Origin of the sequence: Paradesulfitobacterium ferrireducens, assembly GCF_017310645.1 — a bacterium.
GTDB classification, from domain to species: domain Bacteria; phylum Bacillota; class Desulfitobacteriia; order Desulfitobacteriales; family Desulfitobacteriaceae; genus Paradesulfitobacterium; species Paradesulfitobacterium ferrireducens.
Map to the genome: position 1 here is coordinate 51910 of NZ_JAFLRH010000040.1, position 20181 is coordinate 72090.

A 20181-nucleotide genomic window follows, 5' to 3' on the forward strand; every position below is an offset into this window, starting at 1 on the left:
GCGAGAACTCTAATTATATCGTTGAGCGGTTTCGCGTATATCCCACCGCATCAGGCACATTTTGCACGGATGCGGTTTTTTTCTATTACCCATTGACTAACAAAGTTACGTTTATTATAATGTCATAAAAACCGATAGGAATTATATACTATCCCATAAGGAGGTGAATCTCCTTATATTTTTAACCCTTAAAACACAGTAAACAAATCGGAGTACTTACACGGTTGTAATTGGAGTAAAGGCTATAAGTTTGGTTCTTGACGGTGTAGGCAAGAGAGGTGAAAGGGTTGCCAAGGTCGAGTATGACAGCGATTGGGATCTGGAGAAAGATAATATTTTACTTTGTCCTGATCACTATATGGGAATTGGCTTATAGGTTGGGCGTCGGTTATCTCAAGGCCTGGCAGCCGGATGGATTTCCATCCCCAATTAAGATTATGCGAGTTTTTCTAACACTGATACAGGATCATACCCTCGGAAGCGCGGTCCTGACAAGTGTTATACGTTTAGCCTTTGGCTTCGGTATTTCCCTGGTACTGGGGTTTTTCTTAGCGCTCATCCTGTTGAGATATAAATCTTTACAGGAAAACCTAAGTCCTTTGCTGCTGGGATTACAAGCTCTACCGAATGTTACCTGGGTTCCCATGGCCATTTTCTGGTTCGGACTAGGAGAAAGCACTATATTATTTGTGGTCGTGATCGGTTCCACATTCGCGATCACCCTTGCCGTTGAATCAGGAATCAAAAATGTTAAATCCATCTATTTGAAAGCCGCCCAAACAATGGGGTCCAAAGGCTTGAAAACATATCGCAACGTAGTTTTCCCGGCTGCTTTGCCGGAAATAATCGGGGGCCTGAAGCAGGGGTGGGCCTTCGCTTGGAGGGGACTGATTGCCGGAGAGATGCTGACACAGGTTAATGGCTTGGGTGAAATTTTGGTGGCGGGGAGGGAGAGGGCGGACATTAACCAGATCATTGCCATTATGGTGGTGATCATCATTCTCGGTTTAACGGTTAACAAGCTTGTTTTCGAGAGATTGGAAGCCAATATCCGTTACCGCTGGGGACTGGACTAGGATGAAATTCAGAGAGGAAGGTAGAAAAAGTGATCGTTAAAGTGAATGGCAATGAAGTTGTATTGGAAAAGGCAATCTCGTTAAAAGAATTGCTGGTGGTGCAACAAGTGCGGACGCCGGAATATGTGACGGTTCAACTCAATAATGAATTTATCTCTGCCGGCAGTTTTGAAGACACCTTAATCAAAGACGGGGATGAAATTGAGTTTCTGTATTTTATGGGAGGGGGGCAAGCACTCTGATGAAATTCACTAATGAACAAATGGAGCGCTATTCCAGAAACATCATTTTGAACGAAGTAGGAGTGAAAGGTCAAATCAAGCTTCTGGAGTCAAAAGTTTTAATTGTCGGCACCGGCGGACTGGGAGCGCCGGCGGCCCTGTACCTGGCAGCGGCGGGTGTTGGCACCATCGGGCTGGTAGATGCCGATGCGGTGGATTTATCCAATCTGCAGCGGCAAATTATCCACTCGACCACCAAAGTAGGAAAACCGAAAGTAGCATCAGGCCGGGAAGCGATCAATGATCTGAACCCGGATGTCAACGTGGTGACGTATCAGGAATGGGTTAGCTCAGCCAATATAACCGATATCATAAAAGATGAGGACTATGATTTTATAATTGACGGAACCGATAATTTTCCGGCCAAATTTCTTATTAACGATGCCTGTGTCCTTTTACACAAACCGTTTTCCCATGCCGGGATTATCAAGTTCTTCGGGCAGACCATGACTTATGTTCCCGGTCAAGGCCCCTGTTACCGCTGTGTCTTCTTAAATCCTCCGCCGCCCAACACGGTTCCCACCTGTAAGGAGGCCGGTGTTCTGGGTGTAATGGGAGGCATCATTGGGACGGTGCAAGCGACCGAGGCTGTTAAATATCTGCTCGGAATCGGAGAGCTTTTAACCGGAAGGCTTTTGGTCTTCGATGCTTTGGAAATGGAATTTAGAACCGTGACTCTTGCCTCCCGCAAGAATTGTGTGGTCTGCGGGGAAAATCCCACACTCAAGGATTTAATCGATTATGAACAGCGTGCGTGTGAATTATAAAGGACAGAAACGGGTGCGAAGATGATTATTCTTACCAAGGAACATTACCGGCGGATTTTAGCCCATGCTTTGGACTCCCTGCCGCTGGAAGCCTGTGGCCTGTTGGTTGGGAGTATTGAAGAAGATGTAAAAATTGTAAAGAAGGTGTATGGCTTAACCAATATGGATCAAAGCCCGGAGCACTTTACCATGGATCCCCGTGAGCAGTTTGACGTCATGAAGGATGCGCGAAAAAGCGGTTTGGTTGTGTTAGGCAACTTTCACAGCCACCCGGCTACTCCGGCACGGCCCTCGGCCGAAGATATGCGCCTGGCTTATGATCCGGAGGCCAGTTACCTGATCTTATCCCTACGTGACCAAGAGAAACCGGTGCTGAAGAGTTTCAGAATCCGGGAGAGAGAGGTAGAGGAAGAACCGATAACGATCCTTTCGGGAAACGACAGCTTTGAGGAAAAAGCTTTCAGTTAGATTTAGACGAAAGAGGTGTGAGTGATGGGCAAGGTAGATTATAAAGCCTTAAAAGCCGGCGGCTTTATGAGGCAGGTGCAGAAGGACTGCTTCTCCATGCGGCTAAGGACAGTGGGGGGGAAAATCGGGGCGGAACAGTTAAACAAAATTTATGAAATTGCCCGGGACTATGGCCAGGGATATGTCCATCTTACAGCCAGGCAGGGAATAGAGATCCCGTTTATCAAGCTCGAGGATATTGAAACGGTTAAAGCTGAACTGGCCAAGGCGGGACTGGAGCCGGGAGCCTGCGGTCCCAGGGTGAGAACGGTGACCGCCTGCCAGGGCAGTGCGATCTGCCCCAGCGGCTGGATTGATACGACAGCCCTGGCCAAGGAGCTGGATGCAAAATATTTTGCCAAGGAACTCTCGCATAAGTTCAAACTTGCCGTCACCGGATGCAGTAATAATTGCTTGAAAGCAGAGGAAAACGACTTTGGCATTAAAGGGGGCGTCCAGCCTGTCTGGAACGAGTCCAGGTGCAGTTTTTGCGGCTTGTGTGAAGCGGTTTGCCCTGTAAAAGCGATCAAAGTAGCTAAAGAGGATGGGAATTTATTTTTTGACCAAGAACAGTGCATTTACTGCGGCAAATGTGTCAAATCCTGCCCGGTAAGCGCTTGGCACGGGAAATCCGGATTTCTCGTTTATTTCGGTGGAACATTCGGCAATAAAATTGCTGTAGCCAAGCAAATCCTGCCGCTTATTTCTTCGAAAGAGAAGCTATTTAGCATTATCGACGCCACGATGGGCTTTTTCGCCAAGTATGCCAAGCCGGGAGAACGTTTCCGGGTCACTTTAGAGAGAGTAGGATGGGAGCTGTTGGAGCAAGAATTGCGTGAGATAGAAGAATAGGAAATTGAGAGTATCATCTGAGAAGTCAGGCAAGATGCCTTGTAGAGTGAACCGTCGAGCAGAGCGTAAGTCTCCAGTGGAGAGTTACGCCGAAGCCGCAAACTACAAAGACTGCTTTCGCGGCGAAGGCGATACGCTCCGGTGGAGCGTATCGGGCAAGGCAGCTTGCCGATAAGTTTTAAAAGCAGGAGGTATCCCAATGTCTAAAAGAGACGGCTTTATTGATATCACCGATGTCATTTGTCCCATCACCTTTGTCAAGGCTAAGATCGCCATGGAGGAACTGACGTCCGGGGAGATTTTAGAAGTAAGAATGAATGACGGGGAGCCGATTCAAAATGTGCCCCGGAGTTTTAAAGATGAAGGGCACAAGGTGATTGATGTCATAAAAAATGAAGATGGAACGTTCACCGTCTTTATCGAAAAGGATGGATTATAATGCGGTTTAATACCCGGCTTCTTCACGGCCAATACAGCGCTGACCCAGGAACCGGAGCTACGGCGGCTCCAATTTATCAGTCCTCGGCCTTTGCCCACGCGAGCGCTGAGGAATTGGAGCGTATTTTCAGAGGCAGGGAGTTTGGCTATCTTTACACGCGCTTAAATAATCCTACGGTTGAGGCTTTGGAAAAAAGGGTGGCTCACCTGGAACAAGGCTTGGGCGCCGTGGCGTGTGCTTCCGGGATGGCCGCAATTACCCTGGCTGTGATGAACATTCTGAAGAGCGGTGAGGAAATTGTTTGCGGCAGCGGAATCTTTGGCGGGACGTTTTCTTTGTTTTCTGAGTTGGATCAGTTCGGGATTACCACGAGATATGCCCGGGACAACAAGATAGAAAGCTATGCCGGCCTGATCAATGCTAAGACCCGGGCCGTGTATATCGAAACGATCGGCAACCCCAAACTGGATGTCCCGGATATTGAAAAGTTGGCCCGACTGGCGCATGAGCACGGCATCCCCCTCATTGTCGACAATACTGTGACCACACCTTATCTGGTACAGCCTCTTACCTTGGGAGCGGATATTGTGCTCCATTCGACATCGAAATACATTAACGGAAGTGGGAATTCAATCGGGGGTATCATCATTGACAGCGGAAAATTCAAGTGGGATTTTGCCAAATACCCGGCCTTAAAGGATTACTCGAAGTTTGGTCCGTTTGTCTACCTGGCGAAACTGCGCCAAGGGCTGTTCAAAGATTTTGGAGCCTGTTTGTCCCCGTTTAACGCCTATCTAAACCTGATCGGCCTCGAGACATTGGGACTCAGGATGGAACGAATATGCGCCAATGCCGCTCAGCTCGCAGAGTATTTGCACAAACATGCCAAAGCCGGGGCTGTAAATTATCCCGGCCTGGATGATCATCCCGATCACGATCAAGCAACAGACCAGTTTGCCGGCAGATACGGAGGACTGCTTACGGTTCGGATGGGGAGTAAAGAAAACGCATTTAAGCTGATTAACAACCTGAAGTATGCTGCCAATCTGGCGAATATCGGAGACGCTAGGACCTTGGTTATTCATCCGGCTTCCACCATTAATGCCGCGAATTCCCCGGCAGACCAAGAATCCATGGGTGTGTATGAGGATTTGGTCCGCATCAGCGTAGGAATCGAGGATGGGGAAGATCTGGTGGAAGATTTTGCTCAGGCGTTAAGTCAAATCTAAGGGGAATGAGGATAAAGGATGGAAGGTACTAATATCTTCTGGCATGAAAGCCGTGTTTGCAGGGAGGACAGGGAGCAGATCCTGGGTCAAAGAGGGGTCGTATTATGGTTTACCGGCCTGTCCGGCTCCGGCAAGTCAACTCTGGCGAATGCTGTGGCCGGACAACTGAATGCTCAGGGCAGGCTTACTTATACCCTGGACGGAGATAATTTGCGGCAAGGGTTGAATAAAGACCTGGGGTTCAGTACCGCCGAGCGCAAGGAAAATATCCGTAGAACGGGGGAAGTTGCCCGCTTATTGGTGGATGCAGGGCTGATTGTGCTGGCCGCGTTTATCTCTCCCCTGCGTGCAGACCGGGCCCAGCTCAGGCAGCTGCTGGGCAAAGACTATGTTGAAATTTTTGTGGACTGTGACTTGGCTGTGTGTGAAGCCAGAGACCCAAAAAACTTGTATCAAAAGGCCCGGGCGGGGGAAATTGCGGAGTTTACAGGGATCAGCTCACCTTATGAAAGGCCGGAGAATCCGGAGCTGGTTGTGCATACGGATCAAGAATCTTTGGCGGAATGCGTCAGTAAGGTGCTCCGATGGCTAAGTGCCACATCGGAACGCTATGTTGAACAGGGGTAATGCCAGATGGTACGGAAGTTAAGCGAAATCGTGCTGAAGCCGTGCGTGCTCAAACTGCAGCCGGAAATCCTGGAAACGGACATTCTCATCATCGGCGGGGGAACGGCCGGCTGCTTTAGCGCCCTTACCATTGCGGAAAATTCAAAGGCCAAGGTGCTGATTGCGGAAAAAGCCCATATCAAGCGGAGCGGGTGTTTGGCAGCGGGGGTCAATGCCTTAAATGCCTATATCAACCCAGGGGAAACTCCGGAAACTTATGTGGACTATGTCAAAAAAGAAGCTGCCGGGATTGTGCGGGAAGATTTGGTTTTGAGCCTGGCCCGGAAACTGAATCAAGTGACGCAAAAGCTGGAACAGATTGGACTCCCAATCCTCAAAGATGATCAAGGAAACTATGTTGCGCGCGGCAAACGAAGCATTAAAATCAACGGGGAAAGTATCAAGCCGCTGTTGGCGCAAGCGGTGCAAAACCAGAAGAGTGTTCAGGTTCTAAACCGGGTCAATATCATTGATTACATTGTCCGGGATCAGAAAGTTATCGGGGCTTACGGATTTTCCCTGGAAAAAAACATCTTCTATGTGATCTATGCCAAGGCCGTTATTTGTACCACCGGTGGGGCTGCCGGACTGTACAAGCCGAACAACCCCGGTTTTTCCAGGCATAAAATGTGGTACTCTCCCTTTAACACCGGAGCCGGTTATGCAATGGGCATCCGGGCCGGTGCTGAGATAACGAGTTTGGAAATGCGCTTTATCGCGCTCAGATGTAAAGATACAATTGCCCCCACCGGCACCATCGCCCAGGGGGTCAAAGCCCGGCAAATCAACAGCTACGGCCGGGAATATGTAGATGAGTATCAGGAATGTGACCAAGTGCAAGATAATATTGAAATTAGTACGGTATTACGACTGTATGCCACGGTGACTGAGAAGCGAGAGGGCAGGGGCCCGTGCTATCTGCGGACCCAGGGGATTACTGAAGATCAAGAACAGGAACTTTATAAAGCTTATTTGAACATGGCGCCGGCGCAAACTCTCAAATGGTTCGAACAGGGCCGCGGACCGCGAAGCCAAAACGTTGAAATTGAAGGAACAGAACCTTATATTGTAGGCGGCCATTCAGCCAGCGGCTATTGGGTTGACGGGCAGCGCATGACCACACTCCCGGGGCTGTTGGCGGCGGGTGATGTGGCAGGCGGATGTCCCAAGAAATATGTCACGGGCTGTTTGGCTGAAGGGGAAGTCGCCGCTCTGGCCGCCCTTCGATATATCGGGAGTGGGAGTACAAATAAAGATGTCAGGCTTGAACCCGGGGAAATCCAGGATAAATTGGATGCGGTCAATCAATTTTTCCGTAATGAACAGGGTCCATATGACCTTGACCAAGTTGAGGAAGCAATGCAAAAAGTCATGGATGAGTATGCGGGCGGGATATCCGCCGGTTATATAATGAATCGGACCAAACTGCAGCTTGCCGCTCAGTTGATTGAGGAACTCCTAAAGATAAGCCAAACTTTAAGCGCTGAAAATTTACACGAGCTTCTTAAGATTCATGAGATCATTGACCGGCTGTACGTGTGTAAAGTCCTGATTGCTCATTTAGAGGCCAGAAAGGAAACACGGTGGTTGTGCTATCAGCACGATGCGGACTTTCCTGCAAAGGATGACCTTCATTGGCGCAAGTATGTGAATTCCCGTTATGAAAACGGCGAAGTGAAGATTGTCCTGCGAGAACTTGTGAAGCGAGATGAAATCTATGAGCATTCGGATTGACCAAAAACTGTGCTTAAGCTGTGGCCGCTGCGCACTCGTGTGTCCCGGGGGCCTGATTGCTCAGGATGAGGAGAAGAAAGCTTTTGTCAAGTACCCTAAGGACTGCTGGGGCTGCGCCGCTTGTCTTAAAGAATGTCAAAGCGGAGCAATACGGTATTTTCTGGGAGCGGATCTTGGGGGCAAGGGTGCCTATATGTACACCAGGGATGAGCCGGATTTTCTGCACTGGTTTATCGTATGTAACGGCAAGAGCCATAAGCTAACCATAAATAAGCGGGAATCGAATAAATATTGACTCCTGAATTCTGAGTACTTTAAAAATTATCGGAGGAGAAAAGCATGGATCACTTAGACCGCTTGGAAGCCTACAGCATTTATATTCTGCGTGAAGCCTATAAAAAGCTCGGCAAGCTGGGGATGTTATGGTCGATTGGCAAAGATTCAACCGTCTTGTTGTGGTTGACCAAAAAGGCTTTTTTCGGGCATTGTCCATTCCCTTTAATCCATGTGGACACAACCTATAAAATTCCGGAAATGATCACTTACCGGGATGAGTTTGCCAGGAAATACGGTTTTGAGCTCATCGTGCATAAGAATGAGGAGGCGCTCCAGTCCGGAATGGGTCCTGAACACGGGCGTTTAGTGTGCTGTAAAGCTCTCAAAACCGAAGGCTTGAACCAGGTGGTGCGCAAACACGAGTTTGACGGCTTGATTCTGGGCATCCGCCGGGATGAAGAAGGTTCGCGCTCGAAAGAAAGGGTATTCAGCGAAAGAAATAAGGATTCAGCATGGGACTATGTCCACCAGCCCCCCGAACTTTGGGACCAGTTTAAGACGGATTTTGCCAAGGGCAACCATGTGCGCGTCCATCCCCTGCTCCACTGGAACGAAATTGACATCTGGACCTATATCGGGCGGGAAAACATCCCGATCATCGATTTGTATTTTGCCAAGGAGGGTAAAAGATACCGCAGCCTGGGCTGTGCACCCTGTACCGGGCAGATTAATTCCGAGGCAGCCACCGTTCAGGAAATCATTGCCGAACTGAAAGCCACGAACGTAAGCGAACGGGCGGGCAGAGCCCAGGATCAGGAAGATGCTTACGCCATGCAGAAACTGCGCAAGGAAGGATACATGTAATTCAACTCAGAAGACAGAAGTCAGAATGGTTTTTGGGGACATAGATCAAGGGCTTCATAACCCAAAGGGATGCATAGATTTCTACTGAATACTGACTTCTGAATTGTGGGCACCTGATTTTGAGTACCTGAATAATACTTTTGTTTTGGAGGAAAAAAGGATGGTCCAGGAACGGCAAATTTTAAGAATTGTGGTGGTGGGGCATGTCGATCATGGGAAATCGACCTTAATCGGCAGACTCTTATATGATACGAAATCCCTGCCGGAAGGGGCAATCGCGCGGGTTAAAAGGATTGCCAAGGAGAAGGGCAAGCTTTTCGAATATGCCTACCTTTTAGATGCATTGGAAGAAGAACAAAAACAAGGGATTACGATTGACACAACTCAGATTCAATTCTTCACCGCCAAAAGGGATTATATCATTATTGATGCCCCGGGGCATAAGGAGTTTCTCAAAAATATGATCTCCGGTGCCGCCAGTGCCGAGGCTGCTCTCTTAATTATTGATGCCAACGAAGGAATCCGGGAACAATCGAAGCGGCATGGCTATATCCTTTCCCTACTGGGTATTCAAAAGGTGTATGTGATTGTCAACAAAATGGACTTAATTCAATACTCGGAAACTGAGTTCAAAAAGATTCAAGCGGAGATGAATCAATTCTTAAGCAACCTGCATGTGTACCCCTTAAAATACATCCCGGTCTCGGCGTTTTACGGGGAAAATTTAACGCATCTTTCCGGGAAGATGCCCTGGTATCAAGGGGAAACGGTTCTGCAAGCGCTGGATCTCTTGGAGAAAGAGGAAGGTTTGGAGAATAAACCTTTAAGGTTCCCGATCCAAGATGTCTACAAATTCGATCAGAGAAGGATTATTGCCGGCAGGATTGAAACCGGAAGTTTGAAGGTGGGCGATGAAATCCATATTGCCCCTGGAAACAAAATCACCAAAGTCAAAAGCATCGAATCTTGGATGCCGGGTGATCGGAAAGAAGTTGTGACAGCAGGCATGTCCGTAGGGATAACGGTGGAGGATGAGTTTTTTAATAACAGGGGAGAGGTTATATCCCATGTCATTGCCCCCCCGGAAACCGGGGATTTACTTCAGGCCAACATTTTCTGGCTCGGGAAAGAGGCTCTCGAAACAAAGCGAACCTACAAATTGAAGCTTAACACGCAGGAAGTGGAATGCGAGATTCAGGAAATCCAGCGGGTAATTGACGCTTCAACCCTGGAGACCATTGAATATCCCCAAGAAGTAAAATTGAATGATGTGGCGGAAATTACAATTCATACTAAACGTTCTCTAACCTTTGACAGATTTAAAGATAATCAAAGTACCGGCAGATTTGTGCTCGTTGACGGTTTTGACGTCAGCGGGGGCGGGATCATCATAGATCTTGCAAGAAATATTGCGGCAGATAATACTCCGGCGGAAGATACTCCGGTGCCAGACTTCACAGTTGATAAAAAGTCAACTCGGACTACAGGGCTCGAAGCATCAGGAGTAACAGAAGCAAGCTTGGCAAAACTAGCATCCTTAAGAGAACAGCTTAAAGCCATGGGATCTGTGGTTGTAGCATATTCCGGGGGGGTTGACAGCGCCTTCTTGCTAAAGGCAGCAGCGGATGTTTTAGGTAATAATTGTATAGGAGTCACCGCTATGTCTGAAACTTATCCGGAGTCAGAGTTAAAAGCAGCCGTCGAAGTAGCTAAACAGATAGGAGCCAACCATTTGCTGATTCAAACTGCAGAATTAGCCAATGAGCAATTTGCCTGCAATCCGGTGGACCGTTGTTATTACTGCAAGTCTGAGCTGTTTGCGAAGCTGAACAGAATTGCTGAAGAAAAGGGTTTCAAATATGTTCTGGACGGTGCCAATGCGGACGATGTCCGGGATTACCGCCCTGGTATGCGGGCGGGTAAGGAAAAGGGTATACGTAGTCCCCTACAGGAGGTTGGCTTGCACAAGCAGGAAATCAGGGAGTTGTCCCGCTATCTTAATCTCAGCACTTGGGATAAGCCTTCTTGTGCGTGCCTCTCCTCTCGCTTCCCTTACGGTCATAGAATTACAGCCGCAAAGCTTAGCCAGATCGAGAAGGCGGAAAACTTTTTAAGGGAACTAGGGTTAAAAGATTTGAGAGTAAGGTATCATGACCAAATCGCCCGGATCGAAGTCCCAAGAACAGATTTCCCTTTAATTACCGGGCATATTTTAGACTTAATTGTTGAACGGTTAGAGGGATTAGGGTTCGTTTATGTAACACTCGATCTGAAGGGGCTTCGCAGCGGGAGTATGAATGAAGCGCTTAGCCAGTTGAACTAGATTTGAGTGAAGAAGGCCCAAGTTCTTCTTTGTCTTTGGCCTGTACAAGCTTTCTAAATTCATGTATTATTAAATCAATTAAATACTAGGGATGAGTGATTCTTTCCCGAGGGAAAAGAATTGAAAAGGGAAGTCAGTTAAAAGCTGATGCGGTGCCCGCCACTGTTAGAGGGAGTTAACTTACACTATGTCACTGGAATATTATCCGGGAAGACGTAAGTTAATAAGGATCTCAAGCCAGGAGACCTGCTCATACCGAACATGCGACGACCTACGGGAAGTTAGGGAGGTATGCCTGTGTCACTGCTCTTGATTGATACCGGTTAAGCTTTGAAAACCCTTCCGTTGGCGGAGGGTTTTTTATTTGAAGGGGTATTGTGTATGGTGTTAGAAACGGTAGATTTGTCATACGTACTTCTTAGTCATGGCAGTGTAAGGAGGAACAATTTTGAACGAAATACCCGGAAAAATAAGTAGCCGCCCTAAGTGGATTCGTTACGGAATAACAGTGGTAGGGATACACCTTTTAGGCATGATTTTGCTGTTTTTGAATGTCAAGCAATATCCTCCATTGTTGGGATTTGCTTTCTTAGCCTATACCTTAGGGTTACGCCATGCTTTTGATGCGGACCATATTGCTGCTATTGATAATACAGTGCGCAAGCTGATACAGCAAAAAGAGGATCCGACAGGAGTAGGATTTTTCTTTTCGCTTGGTCATTCTACGGTTGTCTGTATTATGGCAATCATTACGGCTTTTTCAATGCAATGGGCCCAACAGAACATCCCTCAATTAAAAGCTGTCGCAGGACTCATCGGTACTATGGTCGCCGGAAGTTTTCTTCTTCTCATCGGGCTTTTCAATCTTTACATTTGGTTCGATATTTACCGGTTCTTCGTAAAGATGCGTCAAGGGGAGTATGATGAGGAAAATCTTGATCAACAGCTTCTAAACCGTGGCTTTATATCACGTTTCTTCAAACCGGTGTATCGTTTTATTAACAAGAGTTGGCATGTATACCCGCTTGGCTTTTTGTTCGGGTTAAGTTTTGATACGGCATCTGAAGTTGCCCTGTTAGCTATTTCAGCGAATGTTGGGACTCAAGCGATGCCTTTTACCGTAGTACTGTCCCTTCCAATTATATTTGCTGCCGGTATGAGCTTGATGGACACTGCGGATGGAGTTTTTATGACAACTGCCTACCATTGGGCCTTTTCCACTCCGTTACGCAAGATTTATTATAATTTATCGGTTACCGGTCTTTCCGTAATCGCAGCACTGTTTATCGGTCTAATTGAATTGGCCCAGATCATTACCGCAAAGCTAGGACTACACAGTGGAATTTGGGGATGGATACAGCATCTGAACTTTGGGGGTATGGGCTATATATTAGTAGGACTTTTCATTGTGGCATGGGTCATTTCCTATTTGCTGTGGAAAATATTAAGGCTTGAAAATGCCTAATGGTTTTACGCCGGCAGGTAAAACGAAAAAGTTGTTCCCTTTCCTAGTGTGCTGTCGACCGTTATTGTTCCGCCGTGAGCTTCCACGAGGCGTTTGGCGATCGATAAGCCAAGACCTGTGCCGCAACGGGTGCGGTTACGAGACTTGTCCACCTTATGAAACCTGTCCCAGATCTTGGTCAATTCCTCTGCCGGAATACCGATGCCGGTATCAGCCACACTGACTTTAACTACATCTCCTTCTCTGGCGGTTGATAAACTCAGTTTACCACCCTCTGTGGAAAAGGCGATAGCATTGTCGAGCAAGTTGACAAGCACTTGTTGCATCCTGTCCCAGTCGGCATTGATGATCGGATCCGGAGAAGTGAGAGCTATTTGGACATCCAATTCTTTCCCGACAATTTGCGGTTCCATTTTCGCCACGACCCGGCGCACCAACTCATTAAGGTTCATCTCAGACAGATTAAGGCTGAAACTGGCGCTTTGCAGAGTAGCGCAGTCCAAGAGGTCATTTACCAATCTGGTTAAACGATTAGTTTCCTCAAAGGCGACATTCAGGTAATGTTCCCGGTTTGTTTTCGGGACAGCGTCATCCAGGACAGCCTGCAAAAATCCGCGAAGAGATGTAAGAGGGGAGCGCAATTCATGGGAGATGTTGGCGATAAATTCCTGGCGCGACTGTTCTACTTCCTGGAGATGATGCGCCATGTAATTAAAGGCTGCTCCAAGTTGACCCAGTTCGTCGTTGCTGAGAATAGCAACACGCCGGTCGAGGTTCCCCCCGGCGATTTCTAAGGCTGCTGAGTTTAACTGACGCAGGGGACGGGAGAGCTTCAAGGAGACCCAGTAAGTTAATCCTGTGGCCATGATCATGACAAGCAATGCTGTCAACCAGATAAGACGGTAGATCTGCGGCAAAGAATGCATCAGGTCATAGAGCGGGGCATGAATAGAGAGGACTCCTTCTAGGTTTCCGTTTACCGTCAGCGGCATGGCAACGGACATGACAGGATTGTGCACGTTGGCTCCAGTAATGGTTTTTGTCACGATCTCCCCGCGGTAGACGCGGGCCAGTTCGCTGGGTGTGAATTCGTTGCTGACCGGATGGCGAAACGGATCCAGCTTGTTTTGAGAAGAGTCGTCACCGTTAATAAAAATTTGGAGATTTTGCAGATGTTCCTTATCTTTAATGAGTTCCTGTAAAGTCGCTAAATCTGTTTGACCTGTGAGATAACTTACGAATTGCTTCGACGCTTGTTTCCCTTCATAGATAAGTGAAGCCTGTTTATCGTGCAAATAATACTGTCCTAACAGTTTAGTGAGAAGTAAGCTGGTTCCGACCAGGGCAATCAAAGTTATAATCAGACTTGACAAGAGGAGCTTCGTGGAAAGAGAAAACTGTTTCGAAGAGGCGGTGGTTAAGAATTGCGAAGAATTAGCACGAAATAATTTCGCAAAAAGCTTCATGGTCTACTTCACCTCGAATTTATAGCCCACACCCCAGATTGTTTTTAGTTCCCAGGCGTTGCTCTTATTTTGTAGTTTCTGTCTGAGCCTGTTAATGTGAACATCGACTGTCCGTGAATCCCCCAGAAACTCGTAACCCCATACCTGCTCAAGCAGCTGGTCGCGAGTAAACACTTTGTTCGCGTGAGAAACAAGAAAATACAATAATTCCATTTCTTTCGGTTTCAATTCTATTGACTGGTTTCTTACCACCACCTGGTGTTCGTTAAGATTGACATATAAGTCCGGGTAAGCTATCTGCCGAATGTTGGAGCTTTGTGGTTGAAAACGGCGCAAGACTGCTTTGACCCGGGCGATTAACTCTTTCGGATCAAAGGGCTTGACCATATAGTCGTCAGCGCCTAGCTCGAGGCCCAGTACTTTGTCAAAATTCTCCCCTTTAGCTGTTAACATAATGATGGGAATGTTGCTGATCTTGCGGATTTCGTGGCAAACCTGGTAACCGTCCTGATTCGGCAACATAATATCTAAAATGACTAAACTGGGAGGATTCTTCCTAAAGACTTCTAGAGCTTGGGCGCCATCATGGCAGATCCCTATCTCAAACATTTCTTTGCGTAAATAAAGTTCGATAAACTCGCAAATACGCTTGTCATCATCAATAACCAGGATGCGTGGGCAGTTTCTCATGCGGCCGACCCCCAATTGCAAGAATGTCTTGTCGAATATTATAACACCATCAAAACGGAAGGGAAATTTTGTGTTAATCTATCAGGGAATGAAAAAAATCCGGCGAAGAGGCCGGGTTTTTTAGGTTTGTTTCCATTAATAATTAGTCTATTCAAACAGAGACTTTGCAGCCTCCACAGCTTGTTGAAAAGCGTCGAGAAGAGCATCGGCCTTGGTCCAATCGGGCTTGTCATCTTTTAAAACGCCCTCAATGGCTTCCACGGATAAATCCTTCTTCAAGTCTCCGTTCTTGGCACTAATACTGGACTTGAGCGGGTCAATGGTTTTATCCAGGTCGCTAAGTTTGGCCTTAGCTGTAGTGAGATCCTTATTAGCCACGGCTACCTTAGTCTGCGTCAGCAAATCCGTGGCGGTGGCAAGCCCCTTGGCTACGGATTCTTTGCTTGTGAATATGACTTTAGCCTTGGCTAAAGCATCTTGCATTGCAGCAACCAGTGTGCCAGCCTTATCAAAGTTTGAATCTTGTACAGCGCCTTCAATTGCTTCCGCCGAAAGGCTGGGAATCAAACTAGCATCTTCGGCTTTTATAGCATCTTTGACTGGGTCGATTGCTTCGTCAAGCTCTTTCACTTGAGTGAGGGCGGTGTTAGCATCCTTCGTAGTTAGAGCATCTTTGAGTTGAGTGATGATGTTTAGTGCCTTGTCAATACCTTGCGGCACAGAACCGATAGATTGGGTGTCCGTTTTTTCCTGGGTGTCCATGTTTTTCTGGTTATCCATAGGTGTACTGTTATCAACAGGTGCGCTTTCGGCGGCTTCACCACTCATGCCGATGTGTTGTTCCGGCTTAGTCGCATAAGCGTTCACGGTAAGACCGGACAACACGAGAACAAGCGCAGCGGCGACGGCCGCTATGGACTTGCGTTCCCTTAAGAGGTTGGAGCGGGCCCGGTCAAGAAATGGCGCTAACAGCAGGAGGAGCATTACAAGCGCGGAGGAGTAGACAAGACCGGGGATGCCGGCCCAGTTCTCGATACTGAATATACCCATGAAGACCCAGGGTGGCCGGGCGGATTCGACGCCTGCGACCGGCAAGGGACCAAGGCTTGCAGGCAACAAGATTGCTAAGCCTATGAGTACGCCAAGCAGGATGAAGAAATAGCCGGTGAGTTTAACGAAATGCTGCGTAAAGGTATGCTTTCCGGCGGGGATTGTGCGGGGCTTCCAGGGCAGCGGCGAGATCTTAAGGACTTTGATCAGGAACAGGTGCAGGACGATCACCACCGCAAGCAAGAGGGGCAAAACACTGATGTGGAGGCTAAAGAACTTGGATAAGAGAGAAGCATCATTGGGGGCGAGATAAGCGGCAAAAGGCCCGCCAAACATTTTACCAATGGCAACAGTATGAGCAAGGGCTTCGTAACCTTCTTGGTCCCACTTAATGACCGTACCCGTAAAGAATAAACCGATCATCAGGGCAAAGAGCACAACGCCAAATATCCAATTCACTTCCCGGGGTTTCTTATAGGAGCCGTAAAATAAAACCCGGAGCAAGTGCAGAATCACCGAGACAACTGCAGTCTCAGCAGCCCAAACATGGATGCTGCGCATCAGGGAACCCAATTTAACATCTGTCATGATAATCCGGATGCTCTGATTGGCGGTTTCCGGGTTGGGAGTATAATACTGGGCAAGGATGATACCTGTAACCACGAGAATGACAACACTGAGTAAGGTAATGCCGCCAAGAGAAAAAAGAAAGGTATTGGCGTGGGCGGGAACCTCGTAAGCAAATGTTGCCAGTGGGAATCTTTCTTTGAACCAGGCTTTAAGGCCTCTGTTTTCAGACATTTTATCACCCTTTACTTAAATGTCTAAGCATCATGTTATGGACAAGTTAATGGCTCGCCTTAACTTTGCGTACCACAACCGCGCCCAGGATAACAAAAACTCCAGCTAAGCCCAAGAAAGCAGTATTGGCTGACGAAGCGCGATAATCAGGCCGCAAACTCAGTTCAGGAGCGTTTTTAGGATCCTTGTCCAGGGCTTGGACTAATAATACTTTAGTTTGTTCAATGTCCGGTTTTTGTAGAGCTGTCAAGGCTTGATTCAGCTTGCTTTGATCAAGAACATCGCTGCCTTCGGCTTTCATGGCCTTTTGAATGTCCATAGCGGCTGTATCTATGTCTTGAATGCCCTCGAGAAAAACGATCGCTTGCTTAATATAACCTGCTGCATCTACTGTACCCCCCTCCTCACCGCCGTGGGCTAAAACCGGTGCTGCGGAAGACAGGGAGAGCATCGCTATTAAGAATAATACGAGAACTCTGCGCATCGGTATCCACCTCCTCATTCACAAATATTCACCAGTCTTTTCTCAAACAGAAATACAAAAATGACATCGACTTCGACTAACAAAAAGTCTATAAGAAATTTGTGAACAAATTGTTTCCGAATTGTAAATAAATCTGCAATCGAACATTCATGAAATATTCACAAAAAGATCACGAAAGATTCATAACTCGATTGATTTAGGCCTTGACTAAAATAGGGTAGGGGACTATCCTAAATATAAAAATCTGGAGAGAGCCAAAATGGATGCAAAATGGATGATGATCTGAATGGTGGCATGGCATTCAGGGTTTGATGGTCGGAGCTTCTCTAGTTGGTCTCATTTATGCGAGGATACCGTCTTAATTTTTCGCGCATGGCAGACCTGTGAAATTGATTTTCGGGGGAGGGAATTAGGATGTGGGAGTTTATCAGTCAAAACTGGTGGATCCTTCTATTCATCGGGATGATGTTCTTTATGCACAGGCCGGGCGGGGCGGGTTGTTGTGGCGGAGGACATCAGCATGGACAGCGGCGAAACAGTCATGATCATGTTTATGATCTCGAGGGTGAAAATAACAAAGCCCGTTTACAAGACTAAATGGTGTTTTGATAGCAAATTTGGTTCTCGTCCGGAGCTTCCTTATTGGAGGAATTCCGGACGTTTAATTACCTGGGAAAAAATGCTAACTCGAAATGTTAAATTGACATAAAAGTAGGTGAGCATGTGCAATACGGATTCTGGTCAATTGTCCTAGTGAACTCATTAATCTTTATTATTTTTGCATTTAGTTTTATTAAGCCGAAAAATCCAATTGACTGGCGTGTTTTTGGTACTTTTTCGGCTTTTATTGTGGCACTTTTTACAGAAATGTATGGTTTTCCTTTAACTCTATATTTGCTCTCCGGTTGGTTAGGCCGCAAGTTCCCCCGCTTTGCCATGTTGACACATGATTCGGGGCATCTCTGGTTCAGTCTGTTAGGGCTTAAAGGGGATCCTCATCAATACCCCATCCATATAATCAGTGATTGGTTAATCACAGGGGGACTTGTGTTCCTTGCCGTTACCTGGGGTTTTTTATACCGGGCCCAACGTAAAAACAAGGTTGCCGCAACTGGACCGTATTATTTCATGCGTCATCCCCAATACGCAGCATTCATCACGATTATGTTTGGATTTCTCCTGCAGTGGCCAACGGTTTTAACCTTAATCATGTTTCCGGTCTTGGTAGTCATGTATGTTAAGTTGGCAAAACGGGAGGAGGTAGACTCTATCGAGAGATTCGGGGAGGCATACTTGCTATACGCCAAGAAAACAGGCAGGTTTTTCCCGAAGCTGAATAGATCAGCAACTGTTTTTCCGGACAATATCCTAAGTCAGGAAAATGACTCGCAAAACGTGTAGAAGCGATGTAAACAAAGATAAGACAGAGTATTGGGCTGGGTATTAGGTGCTCAACGGGGCTCGGGGGCACTCCTTTTGGCCCGTAACGCTGCGGAAATCAACCAGTGTGGACGAGTTTAACTGGTTGAAGTGGTAAGATAGTCTAATGGAGAAGGTAGGTGTTCAAGGAAATGCATGATCTCTTTCAATGGGCATGGTTAATGAATATTTTTGGATTGGTGAATTCCGGTATCACATCCTCGGGCCTGGCTAAGGTTCTTGAGACGATGGGACAGGCGAAGATTGGAGGGTTGTTCTAATGCAAAGTTTTGATTTTGTAGCTCTTACCCCCGAGATTGCGACAGCTGCATTGACCCTCATTCTTCTGGCCATAGGGATGCTCATTCCGGCAGGGGCGCGCCGAGGGATGCAGCCTTTGACTGTGTTTGGTTTGCTGGGAATCCTCGGCTACATTCTTTACGATTTGTTTTATGCCAAAATGGGACCAGCCTTCCAAGGCATGTATTTCCATGATCAGTTTGCGGATTTCTTCAAGATTTTGTTTTTGGCGGCGGCTCTGCTGGTCGTGCTTTTTTCCGGGGCTTACATCCAGAAGCTTCCGGCTTACCGGGGGGAATTTTACGCTTTGCTGGTGGCTGCCACTTTAGGCATGATGATTCTCGCCGGGGCCGGCGATCTGTTGACCTTGTATGTTGGTCTGGAGCTTATGACAATTTCCTTCTGTATTTTAGTATGTTATCTGCCCAACAACGGGGGTTCTTGCGAAGCAGGTCTCAAGTACCTGGTCTTGGGTGCGGCAGCGTCAGCAATTTTGCTCTATGGTATCAGCTTAATTTATGGCCTTACCGGATCAACCCAGCTAGCTCAGATTGCGTCAAGGCTGGGTGACAACCTGAGCCCTTCTCTGATCTTGGCTACGGTCTTCTTGCTGGCCGGGTTCGGGTTCAAAATCTCACTCGTACCGTTCCACATGTGGGCACCGGATATTTACGAAGGGGCACCCACACCGGTAACAGCCTATCTGGCGATGGCTTCCAAGGCAGCCGCTTTTGCGGCGTTAATCCGTGTCTACCTGGTAACGTTGGAGAGCCAGTCGTTTGCCCAGGCCGGTGTTGCCCTGCTGCTCATTCTTGCGGCACTGACCATGATTGTTGGTAATTTGATGGCTATTCCCCAGACCAACATTAAACGCATGATGGCTTTTTCCAGCGTGGCTCAGGCCGGTTATCTGCTCGTTGGGGTGATTGCCGAGTCGAATGCCGGCGTCAAAGGTGTTTTATTTTACGCTATGATTTACGTCTTCGCCAATGCCGGGGTCTTCGCCGTGATCGCTCACGTGGAACCAGCTCAAGATAGTGATGAGATAAAAGATTATGCCGGTTTGGCCCGGCGTTCTCCCTTGGCTGCGGCCGTGCTGACGGTCTCAGTGCTCTCAATGGCAGGTATTCCGCCCCTGGCCGGGTTTGTCGGTAAGTTCTATCTGTTCTCCGCTGTTATGTCCACCGGCTATTCGTGGATTGCTTTTGTCGGCTTTGTCATGAGCATGGTGTCGGTTTATTATTACCTGTCAATTGTGAGGGTTATGTATCTAGGAGAAGGAGAAGGACTGCCGGAAATTCCGGTTTACGGGGCGGCGAAGTTTACCATGCTTTTTGCCATGCTAATCACTGTATTTTTAGGAATTTATCCAACGCCTCTTGCTCAAATGGCTCTTACGGCTGCCAAAAGCCTGGTGCGATAATTCTTTTTGTTTAAGCAATAGAAAGGAGCTGGCAGAGATGCTCTTCAATCTTGGTTTAAGCCTGGGGCT

The 20181-nt window shown here is 47.5% G+C and carries 21 protein-coding genes, 1 pseudogene and 1 riboswitch; of the genes and pseudogenes, 18 read left to right on the top strand and 4 right to left on the bottom strand.

Going from position 1 to position 20181, the window contains the following annotated elements; translation table 11 throughout:
• The first annotated feature begins 287 nt into the window (after positions 1-287).
• The 14 genes and pseudogenes from J0X21_RS12960 to J0X21_RS13025 all read left to right on the top strand — a co-directional run bounded on the left by J0X21_RS12960 (position 288) and on the right by J0X21_RS13025 (position 12479).
• Positions 288-1076, top strand: a complete 789-nt coding sequence (locus J0X21_RS12960; RefSeq protein WP_236006251.1) for an ABC transporter permease — start codon at positions 288-290, stop codon at positions 1074-1076.
• Between the two features lie 29 nt (positions 1077-1105).
• Positions 1106-1318 (top strand): sulfur carrier protein ThiS, encoded by a 213-nt coding sequence (gene thiS / locus J0X21_RS12965; protein ID WP_206812625.1) that lies wholly within the window; start codon positions 1106-1108, stop codon positions 1316-1318.
• On the top strand, positions 1318-2124 hold the full coding sequence (gene moeB / locus J0X21_RS12970) for a molybdopterin-synthase adenylyltransferase MoeB (RefSeq protein ID WP_206812626.1): 807 nt from the start codon (positions 1318-1320) through the stop codon (positions 2122-2124). The genes thiS and moeB overlap by 1 nt, the downstream gene beginning before the upstream one ends.
• Positions 2125-2145: 21 nt before the next feature.
• Complete coding sequence (locus J0X21_RS12975) at positions 2146-2592, top strand: M67 family metallopeptidase (protein WP_206812627.1); 447 nt, start codon at positions 2146-2148, stop codon at positions 2590-2592.
• A 24-nt stretch (positions 2593-2616) separates the two neighbouring features.
• On the top strand, positions 2617-3483 hold the full coding sequence (locus J0X21_RS12980) for a 4Fe-4S binding protein (protein ID WP_206812628.1): 867 nt from the start codon (positions 2617-2619) through the stop codon (positions 3481-3483).
• A gap of 199 nt (positions 3484-3682) precedes the next feature.
• A complete protein-coding gene (locus J0X21_RS12985; protein ID WP_206812629.1) occupies positions 3683-3922 on the top strand; it encodes a sulfurtransferase TusA family protein in 240 nt (79 codons plus the stop codon).
• Positions 3922-5151, top strand: coding sequence for an O-acetylhomoserine aminocarboxypropyltransferase/cysteine synthase family protein (locus J0X21_RS12990; protein ID WP_206812630.1), 1230 nt, complete (start codon positions 3922-3924; stop codon positions 5149-5151). Before J0X21_RS12985 ends, J0X21_RS12990 begins: the two co-directional genes overlap by 1 nt.
• Before the next feature lie 18 nt (positions 5152-5169).
• Positions 5170-5778 (top strand): adenylyl-sulfate kinase, encoded by a 609-nt coding sequence (gene cysC / locus J0X21_RS12995; RefSeq protein ID WP_206812631.1) that lies wholly within the window; start codon positions 5170-5172, stop codon positions 5776-5778.
• A 6-nt stretch (positions 5779-5784) separates the two neighbouring features.
• Positions 5785-7551 (top strand): adenylyl-sulfate reductase subunit alpha, encoded by a 1767-nt coding sequence (locus J0X21_RS13000; RefSeq protein ID WP_206812632.1) that lies wholly within the window; start codon positions 5785-5787, stop codon positions 7549-7551.
• Positions 7535-7846, top strand: a complete 312-nt coding sequence (locus J0X21_RS13005; protein WP_206812633.1) for a 4Fe-4S dicluster domain-containing protein — start codon at positions 7535-7537, stop codon at positions 7844-7846. Before J0X21_RS13000 ends, J0X21_RS13005 begins: the two co-directional genes overlap by 17 nt.
• Before the next feature lie 44 nt (positions 7847-7890).
• On the top strand, positions 7891-8691 hold the full coding sequence (gene cysD / locus J0X21_RS13010; protein WP_206812634.1) for a sulfate adenylyltransferase subunit CysD: 801 nt from the start codon (positions 7891-7893) through the stop codon (positions 8689-8691).
• Positions 8692-8851: 160 nt separating this feature from the next.
• Positions 8852-10069: pseudogene (locus J0X21_RS13015) on the top strand (sulfate adenylyltransferase subunit 1); the annotation flags it as partial.
• A gap of 141 nt (positions 10070-10210) precedes the next feature.
• On the top strand, positions 10211-11014 hold the full coding sequence (gene larE / locus J0X21_RS13020; RefSeq protein WP_268939409.1) for an ATP-dependent sacrificial sulfur transferase LarE: 804 nt from the start codon (positions 10211-10213) through the stop codon (positions 11012-11014).
• 76 nt (positions 11015-11090) lie between these two features.
• Positions 11091-11282, top strand: a riboswitch (cobalamin riboswitch).
• A 189-nt stretch (positions 11283-11471) separates the two neighbouring features.
• Positions 11472-12479, top strand: coding sequence for a HoxN/HupN/NixA family nickel/cobalt transporter (locus tag J0X21_RS13025; RefSeq protein ID WP_328812992.1), 1008 nt, complete (start codon positions 11472-11474; stop codon positions 12477-12479).
• A gap of 5 nt (positions 12480-12484) precedes the next feature.
• On the opposite strand, the gene J0X21_RS13030 is transcribed toward J0X21_RS13025, so the two are convergent.
• The 4 genes from J0X21_RS13030 to J0X21_RS13045 all read right to left on the bottom strand — a co-directional run bounded on the left by J0X21_RS13030 (position 12485) and on the right by J0X21_RS13045 (position 16970).
• A complete protein-coding gene (locus J0X21_RS13030) occupies positions 12485-13945 on the bottom strand; it encodes a sensor histidine kinase (RefSeq protein ID WP_206812635.1) in 1461 nt (486 codons plus the stop codon).
• 3 nt (positions 13946-13948) lie between these two features.
• Positions 13949-14635: a response regulator transcription factor gene (locus tag J0X21_RS13035; RefSeq protein WP_206812636.1), complete on the bottom strand. Its 687-nt coding sequence runs from the start codon at positions 14633-14635 to the stop codon at positions 13949-13951.
• Between the two features lie 147 nt (positions 14636-14782).
• Positions 14783-16486 carry a cytochrome b N-terminal domain-containing protein gene (locus J0X21_RS13040; protein WP_206812637.1) on the bottom strand — a complete coding sequence of 568 codons (1704 nt, stop codon included), beginning with the start codon at positions 16484-16486 and terminating at the stop codon, positions 14783-14785.
• Positions 16487-16532: 46 nt separating this feature from the next.
• A complete protein-coding gene (locus J0X21_RS13045) occupies positions 16533-16970 on the bottom strand; it encodes a hypothetical protein (protein WP_206812638.1) in 438 nt (145 codons plus the stop codon).
• Positions 16971-17384: 414 nt separating this feature from the next.
• Between J0X21_RS13045 and J0X21_RS13050 the strand changes: the two genes are divergently transcribed.
• The 4 genes from J0X21_RS13050 (at position 17385) to J0X21_RS13065 (ending at position 20112) form a co-directional block, all read left to right on the top strand.
• Positions 17385-17567 carry a hypothetical protein gene (locus tag J0X21_RS13050; protein ID WP_206812639.1) on the top strand — a complete coding sequence of 61 codons (183 nt, stop codon included), beginning with the start codon at positions 17385-17387 and terminating at the stop codon, positions 17565-17567.
• Between the two features lie 126 nt (positions 17568-17693).
• Positions 17694-18371, top strand: coding sequence for a methyltransferase family protein (locus tag J0X21_RS15970; RefSeq protein WP_206812640.1), 678 nt, complete (start codon positions 17694-17696; stop codon positions 18369-18371).
• 158 nt (positions 18372-18529) lie between these two features.
• Entirely contained in the window at positions 18530-18670 is a 141-nt protein-coding gene (locus J0X21_RS13060; protein ID WP_206812889.1) for a hypothetical protein, read from the top strand.
• Positions 18670-20112, top strand: a complete 1443-nt coding sequence (locus J0X21_RS13065) for an NADH-quinone oxidoreductase subunit N (RefSeq protein ID WP_206812641.1) — start codon at positions 18670-18672, stop codon at positions 20110-20112. The genes J0X21_RS13060 and J0X21_RS13065 overlap by 1 nt, the downstream gene beginning before the upstream one ends.
• Positions 20113-20181 lie beyond the last annotated feature (69 nt).

What these genes read in the sequence shown, in the direction of transcription:
- moeB (WP_206812626.1), top strand. Translation starts at nt 1,318, where the DNA reads ATGAAATTCACTAATGAACAAATGGAGCGCTATTCCAGAAACATCATT.
- J0X21_RS12975 (WP_206812627.1), top strand. Translation starts at nt 2,146, where the DNA reads ATGATTATTCTTACCAAGGAACATTACCGGCGGATTTTAGCCCATGCT.
- J0X21_RS12980 (WP_206812628.1), top strand. Translation starts at nt 2,617, where the DNA reads ATGGGCAAGGTAGATTATAAAGCCTTAAAAGCCGGCGGCTTTATGAGG.
- J0X21_RS12985 (WP_206812629.1), top strand. Translation starts at nt 3,683, where the DNA reads ATGTCTAAAAGAGACGGCTTTATTGATATCACCGATGTCATTTGTCCC.
- J0X21_RS12990 (WP_206812630.1), top strand. Translation starts at nt 3,922, where the DNA reads ATGCGGTTTAATACCCGGCTTCTTCACGGCCAATACAGCGCTGACCCA.
- cysC (WP_206812631.1), top strand. Translation starts at nt 5,170, where the DNA reads ATGGAAGGTACTAATATCTTCTGGCATGAAAGCCGTGTTTGCAGGGAG.
- J0X21_RS13000 (WP_206812632.1), top strand. Translation starts at nt 5,785, where the DNA reads ATGGTACGGAAGTTAAGCGAAATCGTGCTGAAGCCGTGCGTGCTCAAA.
- J0X21_RS13005 (WP_206812633.1), top strand. Translation starts at nt 7,535, where the DNA reads ATGAGCATTCGGATTGACCAAAAACTGTGCTTAAGCTGTGGCCGCTGC.
- cysD (WP_206812634.1), top strand. Translation starts at nt 7,891, where the DNA reads ATGGATCACTTAGACCGCTTGGAAGCCTACAGCATTTATATTCTGCGT.
- J0X21_RS13030 (WP_206812635.1), bottom strand. Translation starts at nt 13,945, where the DNA reads ATGAAGCTTTTTGCGAAATTATTTCGTGCTAATTCTTCGCAATTCTTA.
- J0X21_RS13035 (WP_206812636.1), bottom strand. Translation starts at nt 14,635, where the DNA reads ATGAGAAACTGCCCACGCATCCTGGTTATTGATGATGACAAGCGTATT.
- J0X21_RS13040 (WP_206812637.1), bottom strand. Translation starts at nt 16,486, where the DNA reads ATGTCTGAAAACAGAGGCCTTAAAGCCTGGTTCAAAGAAAGATTCCCA.
- J0X21_RS13045 (WP_206812638.1), bottom strand. Translation starts at nt 16,970, where the DNA reads ATGCGCAGAGTTCTCGTATTATTCTTAATAGCGATGCTCTCCCTGTCT.
- J0X21_RS13050 (WP_206812639.1), top strand. Translation starts at nt 17,385, where the DNA reads ATGTGGGAGTTTATCAGTCAAAACTGGTGGATCCTTCTATTCATCGGG.
- J0X21_RS13065 (WP_206812641.1), top strand. Translation starts at nt 18,670, where the DNA reads ATGCAAAGTTTTGATTTTGTAGCTCTTACCCCCGAGATTGCGACAGCT.